14 protein-coding genes are annotated in these 18,584 nt (G+C 40.2%); 7 read left to right on the forward strand and 7 right to left on the reverse strand.

All coding sequences use genetic code 11. From position 1 onward, the window contains the following. Nucleotides 1–60: 60 nt before the first annotated feature. Complete coding sequence (locus CDG55_RS05170) at nucleotides 61–1,179, reverse strand: PilT/PilU family type 4a pilus ATPase (RefSeq protein ID WP_004663427.1); 1,119 nt, start codon at nucleotides 1,177–1,179, stop codon at nucleotides 61–63. Between the two features lie 24 nt (nucleotides 1,180–1,203). Then, nucleotides 1,204–2,241, reverse strand: a complete 1,038-nt coding sequence (locus CDG55_RS05175; RefSeq protein WP_087537169.1) for a type IV pilus twitching motility protein PilT — start codon at nucleotides 2,239–2,241, stop codon at nucleotides 1,204–1,206. A 123-nt stretch (nucleotides 2,242–2,364) separates the two neighbouring features. On the opposite strand from CDG55_RS05175, the gene CDG55_RS05180 reads away from it, so the two are divergent. Continuing rightward, nucleotides 2,365–3,042, forward strand: a complete 678-nt coding sequence (locus CDG55_RS05180; protein ID WP_005158226.1) for a YggS family pyridoxal phosphate-dependent enzyme — start codon at nucleotides 2,365–2,367, stop codon at nucleotides 3,040–3,042. A 112-nt stretch (nucleotides 3,043–3,154) separates the two neighbouring features. On the opposite strand, the gene CDG55_RS05185 is transcribed toward CDG55_RS05180, so the two are convergent. Together CDG55_RS05185 and CDG55_RS05190 are read right to left on the reverse strand one after the other, a co-directional pair. After that, nucleotides 3,155–6,751 carry an AAA family ATPase gene (locus CDG55_RS05185; RefSeq protein ID WP_087537170.1) on the reverse strand — a complete coding sequence of 1,199 codons (3,597 nt, stop codon included), beginning with the start codon at nucleotides 6,749–6,751 and terminating at the stop codon, nucleotides 3,155–3,157. Nucleotides 6,752–6,760: 9 nt separating this feature from the next. After that, nucleotides 6,761–8,011: an exonuclease SbcCD subunit D gene (locus tag CDG55_RS05190; RefSeq protein WP_087537171.1), complete on the reverse strand. Its 1,251-nt coding sequence runs from the start codon at nucleotides 8,009–8,011 to the stop codon at nucleotides 6,761–6,763. A 164-nt stretch (nucleotides 8,012–8,175) separates the two neighbouring features. Between CDG55_RS05190 and CDG55_RS05195 the strand changes: the two genes are divergently transcribed. After that, nucleotides 8,176–8,958, forward strand: coding sequence for a crotonase/enoyl-CoA hydratase family protein (locus tag CDG55_RS05195; RefSeq protein ID WP_087537172.1), 783 nt, complete (start codon nucleotides 8,176–8,178; stop codon nucleotides 8,956–8,958). 50 nt (nucleotides 8,959–9,008) lie between these two features. On the opposite strand, the gene CDG55_RS05200 is transcribed toward CDG55_RS05195, so the two are convergent. Continuing rightward, nucleotides 9,009–9,668 carry a hypothetical protein gene (locus CDG55_RS05200; RefSeq protein ID WP_087537173.1) on the reverse strand — a complete coding sequence of 220 codons (660 nt, stop codon included), beginning with the start codon at nucleotides 9,666–9,668 and terminating at the stop codon, nucleotides 9,009–9,011. Between the two features lie 613 nt (nucleotides 9,669–10,281). Between CDG55_RS05200 and CDG55_RS05205 the strand changes: the two genes are divergently transcribed. Together CDG55_RS05205 and CDG55_RS05210 are read left to right on the forward strand one after the other, a co-directional pair. Then, nucleotides 10,282–10,728 carry an ABZJ_00895 family protein gene (locus tag CDG55_RS05205; RefSeq protein WP_087537175.1) on the forward strand — a complete coding sequence of 149 codons (447 nt, stop codon included), beginning with the start codon at nucleotides 10,282–10,284 and terminating at the stop codon, nucleotides 10,726–10,728. Between the two features lie 76 nt (nucleotides 10,729–10,804). After that, on the forward strand, nucleotides 10,805–11,710 hold the full coding sequence (locus tag CDG55_RS05210; protein ID WP_087537176.1) for a TIGR01777 family oxidoreductase: 906 nt from the start codon (nucleotides 10,805–10,807) through the stop codon (nucleotides 11,708–11,710). Here CDG55_RS05210 and thiO read toward each other — a convergent pair. Next, nucleotides 11,696–12,817 (reverse strand): glycine oxidase ThiO, encoded by a 1,122-nt coding sequence (thiO, locus tag CDG55_RS05215; protein WP_087537177.1) that lies wholly within the window; start codon nucleotides 12,815–12,817, stop codon nucleotides 11,696–11,698. The two genes, CDG55_RS05210 and thiO, sit on opposite strands and share 15 nt — an antisense overlap. Nucleotides 12,818–12,896: 79 nt before the next feature. Beyond that, entirely contained in the window at nucleotides 12,897–13,910 is a 1,014-nt protein-coding gene (gene hemB, locus CDG55_RS05220) for a porphobilinogen synthase (RefSeq protein WP_087537178.1), read from the reverse strand. A gap of 171 nt (nucleotides 13,911–14,081) precedes the next feature. Between hemB and CDG55_RS05225 the strand changes: the two genes are divergently transcribed. From CDG55_RS05225 to CDG55_RS05235, 3 genes are all read left to right on the forward strand, one after another. Continuing rightward, on the forward strand, nucleotides 14,082–14,579 hold the full coding sequence (locus CDG55_RS05225; protein ID WP_004663409.1) for a thioesterase family protein: 498 nt from the start codon (nucleotides 14,082–14,084) through the stop codon (nucleotides 14,577–14,579). A 266-nt stretch (nucleotides 14,580–14,845) separates the two neighbouring features. Further along, complete coding sequence (locus CDG55_RS05230) at nucleotides 14,846–15,994, forward strand: HlyD family efflux transporter periplasmic adaptor subunit (RefSeq protein WP_087537179.1); 1,149 nt, start codon at nucleotides 14,846–14,848, stop codon at nucleotides 15,992–15,994. A gap of 6 nt (nucleotides 15,995–16,000) precedes the next feature. After that, the gene (locus CDG55_RS05235) at nucleotides 16,001–17,527 is read left to right on the forward strand and encodes a DHA2 family efflux MFS transporter permease subunit (RefSeq protein WP_087537180.1); all 1,527 of its coding nucleotides are present in this window, start codon (nucleotides 16,001–16,003) and stop codon (nucleotides 17,525–17,527) included. The last annotated feature ends 1,057 nt before the right edge of the window (nucleotides 17,528–18,584 follow it).

Genomic DNA, 18,584 nt, shown 5'->3' on the forward strand with positions numbered 1-18,584 from the left:
ATTAAACAAATAAAAAGGAAGGTTGTAAAAAACCTTCCTTTTTTAATGGCTTAATTTAAATTATTGACCATCAAAGGTAATATTACGGCTCGCACTCAATAACTGATCTGTGCCTTCTTCTGAAAGTTTAATTGTGAGACGTAAGTCATTTGGCGAGTCAGCATGCTTCAGTGCATCTTTATACGTAATTTCACCTGCTTTGTATAAATCAAATAATGCTTGGTCAAAAGTCTGCATACCCAACTCACGAGAACGCTTCATGAGATCTTTGATTTCGTGGACTTCACCTTTACGGATATAGTCTGCTAAAAGTGGTGTATTAATCAGAATCTCAATTGCTGCGCGACGTGAATTACCATCTGGCGTTGGGATCAACTGTTGAGCAACCATCGCTTTCAGATTAAGTGATAAATCCATATGCAATTGAGGATGGCGATCTGCTTCAAAGAAGTGAATAATACGATCAAGTGCTTGGTTCGCATTGTTTGCGTGTAGTGTTGCGAGTACTAAGTGACCTGTTTCCGCAAAAGCAATTGCATAGTCCATGGTTTCACGAGAACGAATCTCGCCAATTAAGATCACATCAGGTGCTTGGCGAAGCGTATTTTTTAATGCGACTTCAAATGAATCTGTATCAATCCCGACTTCACGTTGAGTGACAATACAACCCGCATGTTGATGTACAAATTCAATTGGGTCTTCAATGGTAATAATATGACCCTTTGAATTTTGGTTACGATAACCAATCATCGAAGCTAATGAGGTTGATTTACCTGTACCTGTTGCGCCTACAAAGATAATGATACCGCGTTTTGTCATGGCGAGTTCTTTCAGCACGCTAGGGAGCTTGAGTTCATCCATGGTTGGAATGACAGTTTCAATACGACGTAAAACCATTCCAGGCATATCACGTTGTTGAAAGGCACTTACACGGAAACGGGCTGTTTTCTCACGATTGACGATCGCAAAATTACACTCTCTTGTTTCAGCAAATTCTTTACGCTGCTTATCTGACATAATTGAATGAAGTAACTGACCAACGACTTCACCTGAGAGTTTAGACTTTGAAACAGGCACAATTTGACCGTTGATCTTCATTGAAGGTTCAACATCTGCAGTCACAAATAAATCAGATGCACTTTGTTGAATCATTAAATTGAGTAAATCATTAAAGTCCATGATATTTCTCTAATCCGTTTATTATTATAGGAATGACTCAGGTTGTTTTGCTGCAGTACGGGCAACTTGAGGGCTAATAACGCCTTTTGAAACTAGGGTCTTAAGACTTTGGTCAAGTGTAGTCATACCGTAGTTTGCACCCGTTTGGATGGCAGAATACATCTGAGCTACTTTATTTTCACGTACAAGGTTACGAATAGCTGGAATTCCAATCATGATTTCATGTGCTGCAACACGACCACCACCATTTTTCTTCAATAATGTTTGTGAAATAACGGCTTGTAGTGATTCAGAAAGCATGGCACGAACCATATCTTTTTCTTCGGCAGGGAATACGTCGATGACACGGTCAATTGTTTTCGCTGCAGAGGTCGTATGCAGTGTACCAAAAACCAAGTGACCCGTTTCCGCAGCAGTCAATGCCAGACGAATGGTTTCCAAATCACGCATCTCACCCACAAGGATAATGTCAGGGTCTTCACGCAGTGCTGAACGCAGTGCTTCATTGAAGCCATGTGTATCACGGTGCACTTCACGCTGGTTGATCAGGCATTTTTTAGATTGGTGTACAAATTCGATTGGGTCTTCAACCGTTAAAATGTGGTCATAGCGGTTTTCGTTGATATAGTCGATCATCGCAGCGAGCGTCGTTGATTTACCAGAACCCGTAGGTCCTGTGACCAAAACGATACCCCGTGGATAATCACAAATTTCTTTAAAAATTGAACCTAAACCAAGGTCTTCCATGGTTAAAACTTTAGATGGAATGGTACGGAATACCGCGCCAGCGCCACGGTTTTGGTTAAATGCGTTCACACGGAAACGTGCAATATTAGGCACTTCAAATGAAAAGTCAGTTTCTAGATCTTCTTCATAATCACGACGTTGTTTATCATTCATGATGTCATACACTAAGCGGTGTACATCTTTATGTTCTAGTGCTGGTAAATTAATACGACGGACTTCACCATCTACACGAATCATTGGTGGCATACCTGATGAAAGATGTAAGTCTGAAGCACCGTTTTTAACTGCAAATGCTAGTAATTCTGTAATATCCATGATTTCCCCGAAACAATCAAAATGCCTCACTCTTTTATAGAATAATATACGGCTTTCACTCTGTGTTACCAACATATTATAGAATGTGAGAGAAAAAAGATTTTGTAAGTGAGAACTGTGTCAATGAATAAATCTGAGCAATTCCGTCAATCTGTTTTAAATCAAATAGAGCAAGCTTGCCAGCAGGTGAAACGTGATCCTTCGACTGTACAATTGTTGGCTGTTTCAAAGACTCATCCGAGCCAAACCTTACGAGAAATGTATACTGTTGGTCAGCGTTGTTTTGGTGAAAATTATTTGCAAGAAGCCTTGACTAAAATTGATGAATTACAAGATTTAGATATTGAATGGCATTTTATTGGTCATGTACAACGCAATAAAACCAAGCATTTAGCAGAAACATTTGATTGGGTGCATGGAGTCGATCGCTTCATTATTGCAGAACGTTTATCCAAGCAACGTTTAGAAAATCAAAAACCGTTAAATATCTGTATTCAGGTAAATATTGATGGGCAAAATTCTAAAGATGGTTGCCAACCAAATGAGGTTTTAGAATTGGTTCACCAAATCAGTCAGCTTCCAAATATCCGTTTGCGTGGATTGATGGTGATTCCAGCACCTGAAAATCATGCCGCATTTGCTGATGCTAAAGTGCTATTTGAGCAAGTGAAAGCTCAACATGCACAGCCGCAAGACTGGGATACATTAAGTATGGGCATGTCTGCCGATCTCGAAGCTGCGATTGCAGCAGGTTCAACCATGGTTAGAGTAGGCACAGCATTGTTTGGTGCAAGAGGATGAGCGAGGAAAAGCAAAGCTACCTCGTTTCACGATGTCTTGCGAAGCTATGTTTCTCATTTGCCCGAAGCGCGAGACGAGAAACTATGTTTCGGGTAACTGGTTAAGCCCTGTATCAGCCCACCAGCTCAATCCGACTTGAACCCGAACCTATTGGCTGTACCTGAATCTGTACAGGAATACGCTCATGCATTTCCTGAATATGCGAGATCAATACCACTTTACGGCCTTGGCTTTGCAGTTGATCTAGCGCATTCATCACCATATGCAAGGATGAAGCATCCAGTGTGCCAAAACCTTCATCAATAAACAGTGATTCGATTTTCATGGAACCTGAAGCCATATTGGCAATTGCCAAGGAAATCGCAAGGGCAGTCAGGAAAGACTCACCACCAGACAGTGAAGCCACTGAACGGGTTTCTCCATCCATATCATGGTCGATAATTGCCAGACTGAGCGAGTTATCCAAACGTTTTAAGGTATAACGCTGCGATAGCATTGCTAATTGTTGATTGGCATATTCCAGCAAAATATCCAGATTATATTGCTGAGCTAAGTCACGGAAATCTTTACCTTTGGAATCGCCAATTAAACTAGAAATCTTATTCCAACGGTGTTCCTGCTGCTGAATCTGCTGGATTTGATCTGCAAATTGTTTTTGCTTGGCAAGGTTTTGTTGATGTACTTCTAATTTCAGTTTGAACTGATCACGTTGTTCGGCTTGCTGTTGTAGCTTCTCATGATTGAGATGGATGTACTCAATCAACTGGGTGTGTTCGATGGGTGGCTGTTGTTGCTGATGTATCTGTAATTGCTGTTGCAGCGTTTTCAATGCAGAGGCGGCTTCATTGAGTAAGCGTTCTGCATGTTGTAGCGATGTTCGAATGTGCTGTTCTTGCTCAGCACGAATAGCAAGTAAGTCAGCTAATTGATGCTCTTCAAACTCAGGATGCTGGCTTAACCATGCTCGAATTTCAGTTTTAGATTGAGTAAGAGTAGAGTGTTGCTGTTGTTGTTGAGCCTTGAGCTGTTCCAGTTCATTTTTCTGCTGTTCATAGATTTGACGAGTCTGTTCAAAACGCTGCTTGATTTGCTGATATTGATTTTGGAGTTGCTGACGTTGTTGATCGTGTTGGTTTAACCATTCATTGGCTTTCACTTCGGTTAAACCTGTCATCACTACAATGAGTTGATGCGCTGACTCTGTATTTTGTTTGCCTTTAAGCTCGACATCTTTGAGTTGCTGGCTAAACTCCGCATGTTGAGTGTTCAAGCTTGTTAAATTGGTCTTTAATAGATTCAGTTGCTGTTCAAGCTGTTGCTGTTGCTTGCTGAGTGTTTCAGCTTGTTCAATCTGTTGAACACGTTGCTGTAAACGTTGTGCTAGCTGTTGAGCAGAGCTTAGCGTTTGCTGTTGCCATAAGTTTTGTTCATCGCTAGTCAGGCAATCTACAACATGCTGAATCTGTTGCTGTAACTGCTGTACGCTTTCGAGTTGATAGCGGATATTTTGAATCGTTTGAGTCAGGTGATAGTGGTCTTTATTGGCCTGATGCAGTTGCTGTAACTCAATTTCAATCTGCTGTTTGAGTTGAGTTGCTTCACTCGTCCATTGTTGTTGAGCGACCGTGATTTCAGCATGTGGTTGGGTTAAATCTAACTGAATGTCGAACTGTGCGGCATGTTTGACTAACTCCTGATGTTGCAGTTTGAATTTGTCATCTGCTTGTTGCACTGCGGATTGCAATTGAGTCAGTTCGGTACGAATCTGGGTAAATTGCTGCTGTGTGTTTTGCCAAAGTTGAAAGCATTGTTGCTCTTGTTGAATGGCCTGTTGTTCTTGCTGTTCTTGCAGCTCATACAAGGCTTTGGAGAGCTGACTTGCATCATCACGATAGGGATGTTCGGTGCTACCACAGACCAGACAGGCTTCTCCGTGTTTGAGTTCTGCACGGAGATGTTCAATATTTTCAGCATGTAATAAACGTTGTTGTTGCAATATCTGCTGCAATTTTTCCCGTTCATTTTTGGCAGATTGGAATGCGCCTTGGCTAGTTTGCAGTTGTTGGTCAAGTTGCTGATGTTGTTGCTGTGTGCTACTGAGCTTATGGCTTAGTTCATCACGGTCTTTGTTAAGTTCAAAATAATGCTGTAACTTTTGCTGAATTAGATCCAGTTGATTCAGTTGGGCTTGTTGCTGTTCTCTAAGTTTTTGTTTTTGTTCAAGCTGGCTTTCAATCTGTTGTGGTGTACCAAATTTTTGAATGAGCTCATTCAATACGATCTGATCTTGTTCAAGTTTGGATTGTGCCTGTTGAATCGAACCTAAATTTTGTTCGACTTTTTGGTATTGCAGAATAAATTGCTGCAGCTGCTGAAGATGTGCATTCAAGCCCTTATCTAAAGTGGAGAATTGTGCACTTTGTTGCAGTTGATCAGAGCAGCTTTGTTGTTGTGTCGATAAGCTATGGTGACTTTGTTCAAACTGCTGTTGCTGCTCAAGTAATGGTTGTTGTTGCGCTTCGTTTTGGTTTAAGCGGAGTTTGGTTTTCTTATATTCATCGGCAATGTATTCACGTTCCTGTACATATTTACGCACTTGAGTGAGTTCATGTTGATGGTTTTGTTCAAAACTCTGAAATTGCTGTAAGGCTGTTTCAGCCTGCGTATAAGCCGTTTTTTCTTGCTCAAATTGGCTGCTTACAGCGGTAAATTGCTGTTGCTTGTGTTGAATCTGCGGTTCAAGCTGTTGCAGTGCTTTTTCCAGTTGTTGCTGTTGGAATACAATCGGACGAATGCCTGAAAAGGTTTCAAGTTGGTTGAGTCGATTACGATCTGCGGCTAAAGCCTGATGTGCTTGAATTTGAATGTCATGCTGTTGTTGTTTTAGTGTGATTTCAGTTTCGAGTTTCTGTCGCTGTTCAAACCATTGTTGCTGTTGATTAAGCTGAACTTTGTCGGCTTCCAACTGTTGAACCTGTTGTTGTATCTGCTGGAATTGAGTCTGTAATTCAGCAACTTCTTCATCTGAACGGATCTCAATATGACCGAGCACATTTTCCAATTGCTTGCGTTGGTTACTGATTTCACGGGTCTTTTCAAACGACAGTTGTCCAATTTTGGCAAAAATACTGGAGTTGGTCAGATATTCCAGTAATTCACCGCGTTCTGTATCACGCGCCTTTAAAAATGCGGTCACTTCGGACTGAGCCAACAATACCGCACGGGTGAATTGCTCAAAACTCAGTTGAGTAATCTGTTGAATATGTGCTTCAACCGCTTTGGTCTTATCCGCAATCACCACCCCATCAGTCAGGCATTTCAATGAGCGTTGCACGCTTTGTAGTTTGCCACTGGCATTTTCACGAGCACGTTTAATTTCCCAACGTGCGAGGTAATGTTTCTGGTCTTGTGCCACAAAACACAGTTCGGCAAAACCATGTCCTGTGCCGCGACGTAGAACCGTTAAAGGGGAGTTTGTGAGTAGTTCCGAACCATCGACATCTAATAGTTTGCCGTCACTTTCTTTAAGGCGGGGAATTTTATTAAATAACGCCAGACACATGGCATCTAAAATCGTAGATTTACCAGCACCTGTTTTTCCAACAATGGCGATCAGTCCAGCACTGGCCAAAGGCTCAGTTTCAAAATCAATAAAGTGCTCATCTGCCAGAGATGCCAAATTTTTTAGTCGTATTGATAAAATTTTCATGGCAGGTCCTTAAACAGTCTGATCATCTTCAAGTTGCTTTTGCGCTTCTGCGACCAAACTCATAAAGTCTTTGGTAACTTCGTCATCGGCGTGATAGCCCTTTTTCTCCCAAATTTGCTGAAATAGTTTTTCGGGTGTCGGTGGTTCTAAGCTAATAGTTTGCTTGTTCTCGGCATTGCTTTCATTGGAGAGATATTGTCTGGAAATCCGCACCAGTCGATAACGATCTTTGGGCAATGCATCTTCAAATTGTTGTCGTAGATTCGGCTGTGGTGGTGTCGAGGTATGATATTCGATATCGACATATTCACGCTGCTCAAGATTTTCGATCGGTTCATTTGGCAGATTGCGCAGATGTTGCATGACTACACTGAGTTCATCTTTAATTTTATGCAGTTGAATACTTCTGGGGATCGGCAAAGCTTCAAAGTTAAACGAATCTTCACTTTTTGTAGGATCAATGCTGACTTCAACCACTTGGTGCTTATAGTTGATTTCACTAAATGACAGTGGAATCGGTGAGCCGCTATAACGAATATGTGGATGCTGAACTTTTTGTGGTTTATGCAAATGCCCTAGTGCTACATAATCAATGCTATCGTCGAACAGGGCTGTAGATAGTGCTTCTTCATTGCCAATGATAATCGGCCGCTCTGAATCGGAAGTTTCACCACCTTGCATATGGGCATGTGACATCAGAATCAGGGCCTGATCATCGGTTTTACGGCGTTTAGCTTCTTCAATTAATTGTCGGTGTAGATAAGCAATCGCATTTTGACTGTTGGTGGTGTGTTCATTAAAGCCTGTGATTTCAGCTGAACGTAGGAATGGTAGGGCAATACACCACGCCACAATCTGCTTTTGTTCATCATAAATTGGCAAAATTAAACGTTCTAAATCGAGGCTTTTATCTTGATTCCAACGAATCACACCAACCGTTTTAGCATTGTATTTTGCTAATAAGGGCTCGACTTGTTCAATGCGATAACCTGAGTCGTGATTGCCTGCAATCATCAAAGTTTGCATCTGTGGGGCAAGTTCATGTGCATCGGCAAGGAATTGATAGAGTTGTTTTTGTGCCTGTGAGCTCGGGTTGATCACATCAAAAATATCGCCCACAATCAGCAAGGCATGCGGCTGTTTGGCTTTGATCTGCTCAAGTAACCATGCCAGAAATTGTTCATGTTCATAGTGGCGGGAATGATTATAAAAAAACTGCCCCAAATGCCAGTCAGATGTATGAAAAAAACGCACGGTCATAAATGAATCTAAACATAAAATAAACCAGAATAAGGTAGCACGGATTCAGCCAAAAAGTAGAGCCTTGTAGCGTTGAATAACATAGACAAGATATGTCTTGATCATTCGGAAATGATCAACTAGTTTGTTACCAACATTATTACTAAAAAATAGGAAATAAAAGAATGAGTTTAGGAAAAGTAAGCCGTGAAATCATGGATCATATTATGTTGATTGGTTTGGATCGGGTCGCAAAACGAAATGCCTTTGATAGCCATATGATTGAGGATTTATCTCTGGCTTTAACCGAATATGAAAATAATCCTAAACTACGTTGTGCCGTGATTTTTGCACATGGCGACCATTTCACGGCAGGTCTAGACTTGGTGGAATTACAACCCAAAATTCCTCAAGGGATTTTTAGTTTTGAAGAAGGGAAAATTAACCCTTGGGGTGTTGGAGGGCGGCATCGAACCAAGCCTGTTGTTGTAGCTGTACAAGGGATTTGTTACACCGCTGGGGTAGAGTTGATGTTGAATGCAGATGTTGTCGTCGCGAGCGAAGACACGATTTTTGGTCAGCTTGAAGTATTACGTGGAATAATGCCTTTTGGTGGAGCAACAGTGCGTTTCGTGCAGGTCGCAGGTTGGCAAAAAGCCATGCCGTATTTATTGACAGGGAAAACTTTTGATGCCCAAAAAGCCAATGAACTAAATTTGCTTTCTGAGATTGTTGCTAAGGGCACACAGCTTCATCGGGCTATCGAGATTGCCCAAGAAATCTGTATTGCTGCACCACTTGCATTACAAGCATTGTTGGCTTCAGCAACTGATGCGGTTACTCAGGGAGAGGTTTTCGCATTTCAGAATATGGACAGTTATCTCAAGCCATTGTTTGCATCGCAAGATGCTCAAGAAGGTGTACGTGCGATGCTTGAGAGACGTCTTCCTCAATTTAAAGGTGAGTAAGCGTTGGTTTGAGTTCATCTGAAGTTTATTTTGCTTATCGACGGAGTCCTTTAGATTTTCCTTCTTTCAGGTTTATATTGTGATTGTATTCTTTTCAATGCATGAAATAAGTAGTGGTGTCTTTCTGAAGCGAGTCCAAGACCAAATGTGATAGGCTGATTTGCCTCAATGACAATTTGGGCTTGTTGTTTATTGGATGAGTTAGTTGAACGGTTTTCTCTAATTCGACTAACGTCATTCCAATTAAAATATTTTGATTTTCCTATTCTGCCAATTCCCGTAAATACACGTCCACCTTGTTGATTAATGGTGAGCTCAATTTTACCAAATAGCATCATCAGTGTAAGCGAACCAAAAATCATGGTTCCAATCAGAAATGGGATACCAAATAGACTTTGTAAGAGGCTAAATTGCTGTTTTGCGATTTGAGTTCCATAGATTCCGCCTAGCGAACCACCAGACCAAATCAACATAAAAGGCACTAGAAAGAAAGCAATCGGGCTTCTCAGTGTTGCGCCTAGTTTAATTTCTTGCATATTATTTTTATACCAAGTACCGCTTGGGGGTTGATTGATATCAAATGCATATGATGGCGTATCAAAATTTTCAGAAATACGAAAAATATGATTGCAAACTTGGCATTTCCCCATATCCGTTTGGATATTGATATTTTCATTTACAACGTCAATCTGACAGTTTGGACATTTCATTTTTATAGTGCTTAAATTGCTTAATTTTATGAAATTTTAGTATAGCATTGTCATTTTGCATTCTCATCAATTTCATATCGAACAAAGACGTGATGATCTAAATTCAGGAAATAGCTTTGCCAATAACAGTTACAGCACCCAATGGATGGTATGGCATCGGGCATTGCAATATGCTGTCGTGAACACTTTTGTTTTAATAGGATAATATTCAATAGAAAGATTTTCTATTTTGCTAATCGTCTTAACTGAACACAGATGTACATCGCATTGTGAACTTGAAAATTGAATTTCAATAGATATGACATGGTTTATATTCTGATTTTTTATTTTTGAGCATTATAAAAAATAAAAACCGACGATTCGAGTGATGATAAATCGTCGGTCAAAATCTTTTTCAACGGCTTTGGCTACTAACAAAGCCATTGTCAAAGATGGAGAGTCATAATGAAAGGTCACCGAAAAATATTGCGGATGCCGTGCAATGAACATTCGGTTGCTGCGACCTTGTACCCTATATAACGCTGCTAGGTGTGGATTGGTTGACATAAAAATGAAAAAAAAGTGAAAAAAATTTATAATTATTTTTGAAGTAGATTAGATTTGGTTTATTTACATGATTTCATTGCGTTTGTACTACCTTTGGTTTTTTATTGTGTGCTTGATTTCTAGCCTAATCGCTGGAGTCATCGCTGCAATTTTACCTAATAGCATTGGAGGAGTGCTTACAGCCATTCCTTATCTAATTGCAATCATTTTTGTTTTATTCAAATTTCTAAAAAAACAACATCGTGCACCAACCCTCTCGGAAAAGAAACGATTAAGCCTTGGATTTAGCCTAATTTTTTGGGGTTACAATGCATGTGGATTACTTTTAGGATTGTTTATTTTTGCACGTAAAGATCCAGAAATTTGGCAAAATTTTATTTTATATTTCAAGCAACCCATGTTTTTAATTACTGTTGTTGCAATTTGGTTGATGATCGCAGCACCGTTATTTTTAATTACGTATTGGTTTTATGGCGCACAAGCACAACGAATGGCAAACAAGATGTTTAACTAGGATAAAAAAGTTCACTTGTAATTCACCTGTATTCTGCTAAAAGTTTTAATACGATTCATTTTTGATAGATCAGTCCATGAAAAAAATGACGGTATTGGTGACAGGTGCAAGTGGGTTTATTGGTTCTCATCTTTTACCTTTTCTATTGAAAAATAATTTTCAAGTGATTGCACTGACACGACAAAAAAATAAAGCTTCATATGATTCAGATTTAACATGGGTAAATGATTTAGATGAAATTAAAGTCATTGAAATTGACTATCTCATCAATTTGGCTGGTGAAAATATTGGTCAAAAACGCTGGACTGATCAAAGAAAAAAACAACTGATACAAAGCCGAGTGGCCATGACGGAGAAACTTTATCAGTGGTTACAGCAAAAAAGCATCTTCCCCCAATGTATTATTTCTGGCTCAGCTATTGGCTATTACGGGATTGATCCTCAAGAAATGTGGACGGCGATCTGTGACGAAAATACACCACCACAAGTCATCTTTATGTCAGAGCTTTGTCAGGCTTGGGAACAAACAGCACTTAAATTTACTCAACAAAATACTAAAATTATTCGCTTAGGGGTGGTGTTTGGTGATGGCGGAATCTTGCCGCAAATGCTGTTCCCCATTCGCTTAAATGCGGTAGGAAAGATCGGTTCAGGACGGCAGCCAATTGTCTGGATTCATATTCAGGATGTACTTAATGCAATTGTTTTTCTGCTGCAATCGAATAGTAAGCAAAAGGTTTATAATCTGGTTGCGCCTGAACAATTGAGTCAGCAAGAATTTGTACAGGTCGCAGGGCAGATTTTAAAACGTAAGCCTTTTATTCCAATGCCGAAATGTGTCTTTGAACTGGCTTTGGGGGAACAATCCCAGTTGATTCTAAATGGTCAGTATGTCAAACCCAAAGCATTGCTGGATCAGGGTTTCCAGTTTCAGTATTCCGACCTGAAATCAGCCTTAACTGAAATTCTAGGAAGAGATTAAATCGTGTTTTTTTAAGCGTTCTGGAGAATAGGCCACTGGATCAACAAGGGTTTCTTGTCCCAGCATTAACTGACGTAGTAAACGTGCCGAACCAGCACCCATACACAGCCCATTACGGAAATGCCCAAAATTGGCCCACAGGTTTTCAATTTCAGGCATGGCACCGATGTAGGGAATACCGTGTGGCGAACTTGGACGTAACCCAGCCCAGCGTTGCACAATCGGGAACTGTTCCAGCTCAGGCACCATTTCCAGACACGCCGTTAAAATATCCTGCTGTGTTTGCTCATCCACAGCCGTACTAAAACCACAGTCAGCCATACTCGAACCACAGACAATATGACCATCTTGACGTGGAATCAGGTACATCACCCGATTCATACACATGGTAGGTAACCAGTTTTCAGGTGTTTTGAACAGCAGCATTTGCCCCTGTATGGGCTGTACAGGAATTTGTCGATGTATGTGTTCTTCCCAATATTGACTCCATGCGCCCGAGGTCAGAACAACATGATCAGCATGAAAAACTTGACCATTTGAAGTTTGTATTCCGTGTACCGTTTTATTTTTAACAATCAGTTGATCAATTGAGCAGTGCTCAAAAAAACGAACGAAAGGATGCTGTTTAAGATAGCTGATGAGAGATTGTAATAAACGAGGATTACGTACATTCGACAGTTGCGGAAAATGGATGGCTTGTTGAAATTTTTCTGAAATATGGGGATTAATTTGTTCAAGTTGTTTGCGTTCTAACAAATTGCACTGTTGCATGGGTTCTTGATATTGACTGGCATAATTCAGTCCTACATCAAAGTCTTCCTGATCGAAAATCAGCATGCCTGTATTGTGGATTTGAAAATCAATCCCCGTGATAGGCAGAAGTTTTTCATTCCACATTTGATACAGCGATTTACCGTATTGAGCAAGATGATTAACTTCTGGTGCATAACGCCACGGGTACATCGGGGAAAGAATTCCACCGCCTGCCCATGAGGCAGCCTGACCTGCTTGTTGTTGATCAAAAATATCAACAGAGCAACCTTGTTCAGCAAGTTCTAACGCTGACATCAAGCCGCTAATACCCGCACCAATAATGGCAATATGCATAAAAAATTAAACCAATTTCAAAATTCACCTCTTTGATATTAAAGAGGTGAGGAGTGTTTTAGCTCAGTAAGGGAGATTGCTATCTCATCTCTTTGAGTTTACGTGCAGCATCTTCGGCAAAATATGTCCAAATACCGTCTGCACCCGCACGACGACAGCACATCAATGACTCTAAAATGACGCTTTCAGATAACCAGCCATTTTGAATCGCACCTGCAAGCATGGCGTATTCACCACTAACTTGGTAGACAAAAGTAGGTACACCAAAGGTATCTTTCACTTCACGAACGACATCCAGATAAGGCATACCCGGTTTTACAATCACCATATCTGCACCTTCCTGAATATCAAGTGCAATTTCATGCAATGCCTCTGCACGATTGCCGACATCCATTTGATAATTATATTTATTTGCACCTTTTAAATTACTTGCTGAACCCACTGCATCACGGAAAGGGCCATAGAAGCTTGAGGCATATTTTGCTGAATACGCCATGATATTGGTATAGATAAAACCATTTTGTTCAAGTGCTTGACGAATCGCACCAATGCGTCCATCCATCATGTCACTTGGGGCAACAACATCAGCACCCGCTTGTGCATGGCTGAGGGCTTGTTTGACTAGGCATTCTACCGTTTCGTCATTTAAAACATAGCCAGTTTCATCAATAATACCGTCTTGACCATGAGTGGTATAAGGATCAAGTGCGCCATCGGTAATCAATACCATTTCTGGTAATTCTTTTTTCAGTAAGCGGCAAGTGGTTTGAACCAAACCATCTTCATGCCATGCAGCTTCCGCCGTTAAACTTTTGTCTTCTTGTGGGGTTACTGGAAATAAAGCAAGCTTTGAAACACCGAGCTCGAGCAAAGTTTCTGCTTTTTTGAGTAATAAATCAGCAGATAGACGCTGCACATTTGGCATGCTTGGAATATCTTGAGTTTGTTGTTGTCCCGGTAATACAAATACTGGATAAATCAAATGATTAGCTGTGAGTTGTGTTTCACTGACCATGGCACGAAGTTGGTCATTTTTACGGATACGGCGCATGCGAGTCGCGGGAAAAGCGGGACGATTGAACGTATAAGTCATAACAATCTCGATGTTCAGTATTACACTATAGGAATAATTGAAATATTTAAGTCATGCTAGAGAGAGCTTAGCGGCTAAGTTCAATTAAATATCCTCGCTATTGTAGCCCCATAATTTTAGATTTGTACAAAATAATGGGATGTTTATCGTTCCTTTGGATTTAGACAGAGTATGAATGATGTAAAGAAAAACTGGACAGGCAATATTCAGTTAGGTGCTAAAGCCGATCATGACGTGGTATTAAAGCAGCTTTGTAAAGCATTTAATTCTTCACCATTTTTTAAGCATTGTGGCATGAGCATGCGCGTTGTTGATGATCAAATTGAAGGTTATATCGAGATGCAGCCTGAGTTGGTCGGTAATGTAGCCTTCCAAATTTTGCATGGTGGTGTTGCTGCGACATTGCTGGATAGTATTGGTGGCGTGGTTGCAATGGAACAACTTTATCGCCGTGCAACCCCTGAAGATTTACCTGACACGATTAAGAAAGTATCGCGTTTAGCAACTGTAGATATGCGTGTTGATTATCTTGCTCCGGGTCGTGGTCAGTTTTTTACTGCGCGTGCGGAAACATTACGCTTAGGACGCAAAGGCTGTACTATGCGTATGACCATGCTCAATGATGAAGCTAAGCCAATCGCAACTGCAATCGCTTCTTATGCATTCTAAGTATAGTGTTCGATATGAAAGCGTCTTTTGACGCTTTTTTATTGTTTAAATGAAAGTGAAGTAAAAATAATTATCAAAATATAAGAATTGAACGCATCAGTTATTTTTTTTATTCTCGTCATATGATTTTTTATCGTTAAAATGCGATTTAAATTTTTGTTTGTATTTTGATCTTAGCTTTTAACAATTGGTTAAGTTAAAAAAACTAGACTGATCTGCTGATTAAACCAAAAGTTAAAAATCCCTTTAATTTTCAGGAATAACATATGACTGACGCCCAAGCTAATCAACAAGATATTGCTGCTGATTCGGCATCAGATGATGCAATGAAAGCAAAACGTAAAAAATTTTTAGGATTTTTCGCACTTATTCTTATCCTTGCAGCAATTTTGTATGCTATTTGGGCGTTGTTCTTTAATCATGCTGTCAGTACTGATAATGCTTATGTTGGCGCGGAAACGGCACAAATCACCTCAATGGTGAGTGGACAAGTTGCTGAAGTTTTGGTGAAAGATACCCAACAAGTTAAAAAGGGTGATGTTCTCGTTCGTGTAGATGAGCGTGACGCCAAAATCCAGTTGGCACAAGCACAAGCCGAATTGGCAAAAGCGCAACGTCAATACAAGCAAAGCCAAGCGAATAGTAGCTCATTGAATTCTCAAGTTGTGGTTCGCAATGATGAAATTAATAGTGCACAAGCACAAGTAAGTAAAGCACAAGCAGATTTTGATAAAGCTAACTTAGAATTAAAGCGTCGTAATGAACTTGCCGCTTCAGGAGCGATTTCTAAAGAGGAATTGAGCAAAGCGCAAAGTGCAGTATCGACGGCACAAGCAAGCTTAGATTTAGCTCAAGCGGGTTTAGCGCAAGCAACCTCAAGCCGTAAAGCCGCAGAAAGTACACTTGCTGCAAATGAAGCATTGATTCAAGGCTTCAACGAGGCATCCACGCCTGATGTATTGGTTGCGAAAGCGCATGTTGAGCAGGCCCAGCTTGATCTAGAGCGTACCGTTATTCGTGCGCCTGTTGATGGTGTGGTGACACGCAAGAATATTCAAATTGGGCAACGTGTTGCACCAGGTACTGTGATGATGTCAGTGGTGCCTGTATCTGCGCTCTATGTCGACGCAAACTATAAAGAAAGTCAGCTTGCTAAAGTGAAAGCAGGGCAGAAAGTAACGCTTCGTTCAGACCTATATGGTGATGATGTGGTTTATCACGGGACAGTTCAGGGCTTCTCTGGTGGGACAGGTGCCGCATTTGCCTTGATTCCAGCACAGAATGCGACAGGAAACTGGATTAAAGTAGTACAGCGTTTACCTGTACGTATTACGCTTGATCCCAAAGAACTTGCAGAACATCCATTGCGTGTAGGGTTGTCGATGCAAGCGGACATTGATCTCGCATCGAAGTAATCAGCCATGAAAACGCAGAATCCTTTTGCAGAACTTAGCGGTGGGCGGTTAATGCTCGCCGCATTTGTCATTGCACTTTCCAACTTTATGGTGGTGCTTGATACCACCATTGCCAACGTTTCAGTCCCCCATATTACAGGGAACTTAGCTGTTTCTAGTTCACAAGGGACGTGGGTGATTACCTCTTACGCCGTTGCTGAAGCCATCTGTGTTCCACTTACAGGTTGGCTAGCTGGACGTTTTGGCACAGTCAGAGTTTTTGTCTTTGGGTTAATTGGTTTCACCATCTTTTCATTCCTATGTGGTTTGGCGACATCACTGGAAATGCTGGTTTTTTTCCGTATTGGACAAGGGCTTTGTGGTGGTCCGTTAATGCCACTGAGCCAAACCTTGTTGATGCGAATTTTCCCACCTGAAAAACACTCACAAGCCATGGGAATGTGGGCCATGACTACCGTGGTTGGACCAATTCTGGGGCCGATTTTGGGCGGACTGATTAGTGATAATTTGTCTTGGCATTGGATTTTCTTTATTAATATCCCTGTTGGAATTTTCTGTGTATTGGCAGCCATCCGCTTGCTGTCTGTAGCAGAAACTAAAACTGAGAAATTACGAATTGATGCAGTTGGTTTAGGTTTGTTAGTGCTGTGGATTGGTGCTTTACAATTGATGCTAGACCTTGGGCATGAACGAGATTGGTTTAACAGTACCAGTATTATTATTTTGGCATTAACGGCAGTTGTGGGTTTTATTGTTTTCATGATTTGGGAACTCACAGAAAAGCATCCTGTGGTTAACCTGTATGTGTTCCGACACCGTGGTTTTGCAGTTTCTGTGCTTGCGCTCGCTTTTGGTTTTGGTTCGTTCTTTGGCAGTATTGTCCTGATTCCTCAATGGCTACAAATTAACTTGGGTTATACCGCCACGTGGGCAGGGTATCTGACTGCAACTATGGGTTTTGGTAGTTTGACGATGTCGCCAATTGTTGCCAAGTTATCAACTAAATATGACCCAAGAGCATTGGCTAGTTTTGGGCTAGCATTGTTGGGTGTGGTTACGGTCATGCGAGCTTTTTGGGTTACAGATGCAGACTTTATGTCATTAGCATGGCCACAAATTTTGCAAGGTTTTGCAGTACCATTTTTCTTTATTCCACTGTCAAATATTGCAATGGGTTCTGTTTTACCTCAAGAAATGGCTTCTGCCGCAGGTTTAATGAATTTCTTGAGAACAATGGCAGGGGCGATTGGTGCTTCAATTGCAGTGACAATTTGGGATGATCACACGAAGGTAGCTCGTAGTGAAATGGTGAATAATTTGCACCCACAAGAAGTCCAAAATACCTTGCTGCAAAATGGTTTTTCACCTGATGCAACACTCGCAACGATTGCAAATTTAGTCGATAAAGAAGCGATTACGATTTCGGCTAATCATGTGTTTATGATTTTGGCTATTGTATTTATCTTTGCCAGTGCATTAATTTGGATGAGTCCAAAACCTAAAGCAATTACGGGTGGACCTGCGCCACATTAATTTTGATAGATCATTAAATTTTCTTTAAAAAACTCGGATTGATTCATCCGAGTTTTTTTATTTCAATCTGATATGAATGTTTATTTGGTCTTTGGGTTTTTTATACGCATCACAGTTTTACTCTGCCCATATTTAACACGAATTTCTATATCGTCTGTGGCTTCCTTTAGTGGCTGTATATATGGTCTACAATCAAATAAAAATCGCGGAAATATCTCCATAGGTTTTTTGCTGTTGAGTATTTTCCCTAGTTTTGGATGCTCAACATAAGTCTGCTCTGCAAAGCCCTCAATCAATCTCAAATAAAACTTTTTGTCATCTTCAATGATTTGCTCAATAGTCCTTGGGGGTGGGGTATATTCAATGCGTTTGCCATTAACAATCCTTAAGCGTTTTCTACTGACGATTTTTTATTCTTAATGTCATCGTCTGTAATAGGAGTAATGCAATTATCCTTAAATATGTCGTTGATTTTAATTGATATATTTTGTTATTCTTGGATTTCGTGAGCTAGTTCCACCACAACACAAATTTTATAATATTCGTCATATCTTTTATTATTGAAAAACTCAGGTATTTTCCCCTTATCGCTAATACGCTTCAATTCATGCCTCCCGCAGCATCCCAATAAAGTAGTTAAGCCAATCCGATTGGGTGTGAGACTTTCGGGAGCTAATCTAAACTTAACAAAATGATTATAAATTATACTGAGTTATACATCAGAATATGAATTTTAAATATACGTCATCTTTTGTCGTAGTAACTAGTTAATCTAATGAGCTATTCACAGAACTTAATTCAAATGCAGTAAATGCTTATTCGTTTGCAATAAAAAAGGCTTAAACCATTACAGTTTAAGCCTTTCCGCTTTATATAACATCATATTCAGTCATATTAAGCTAGGGATGGCGTCAATTGAACTTATATATTAAATTATTGATTAATATAAAAAATTTAATTTAGTGAAAATCCTGTGATACATATTGTGATACAAATCAAATTTTATAAGACTGAATAATTTCTCTTCGATAAGCAAATAATTTTATGCTAAAAATAA

Source organism: Acinetobacter sp. WCHA45, assembly GCF_002165255.2.
Classification (GTDB): Bacteria; Pseudomonadota; Gammaproteobacteria; order Pseudomonadales; family Moraxellaceae; genus Acinetobacter.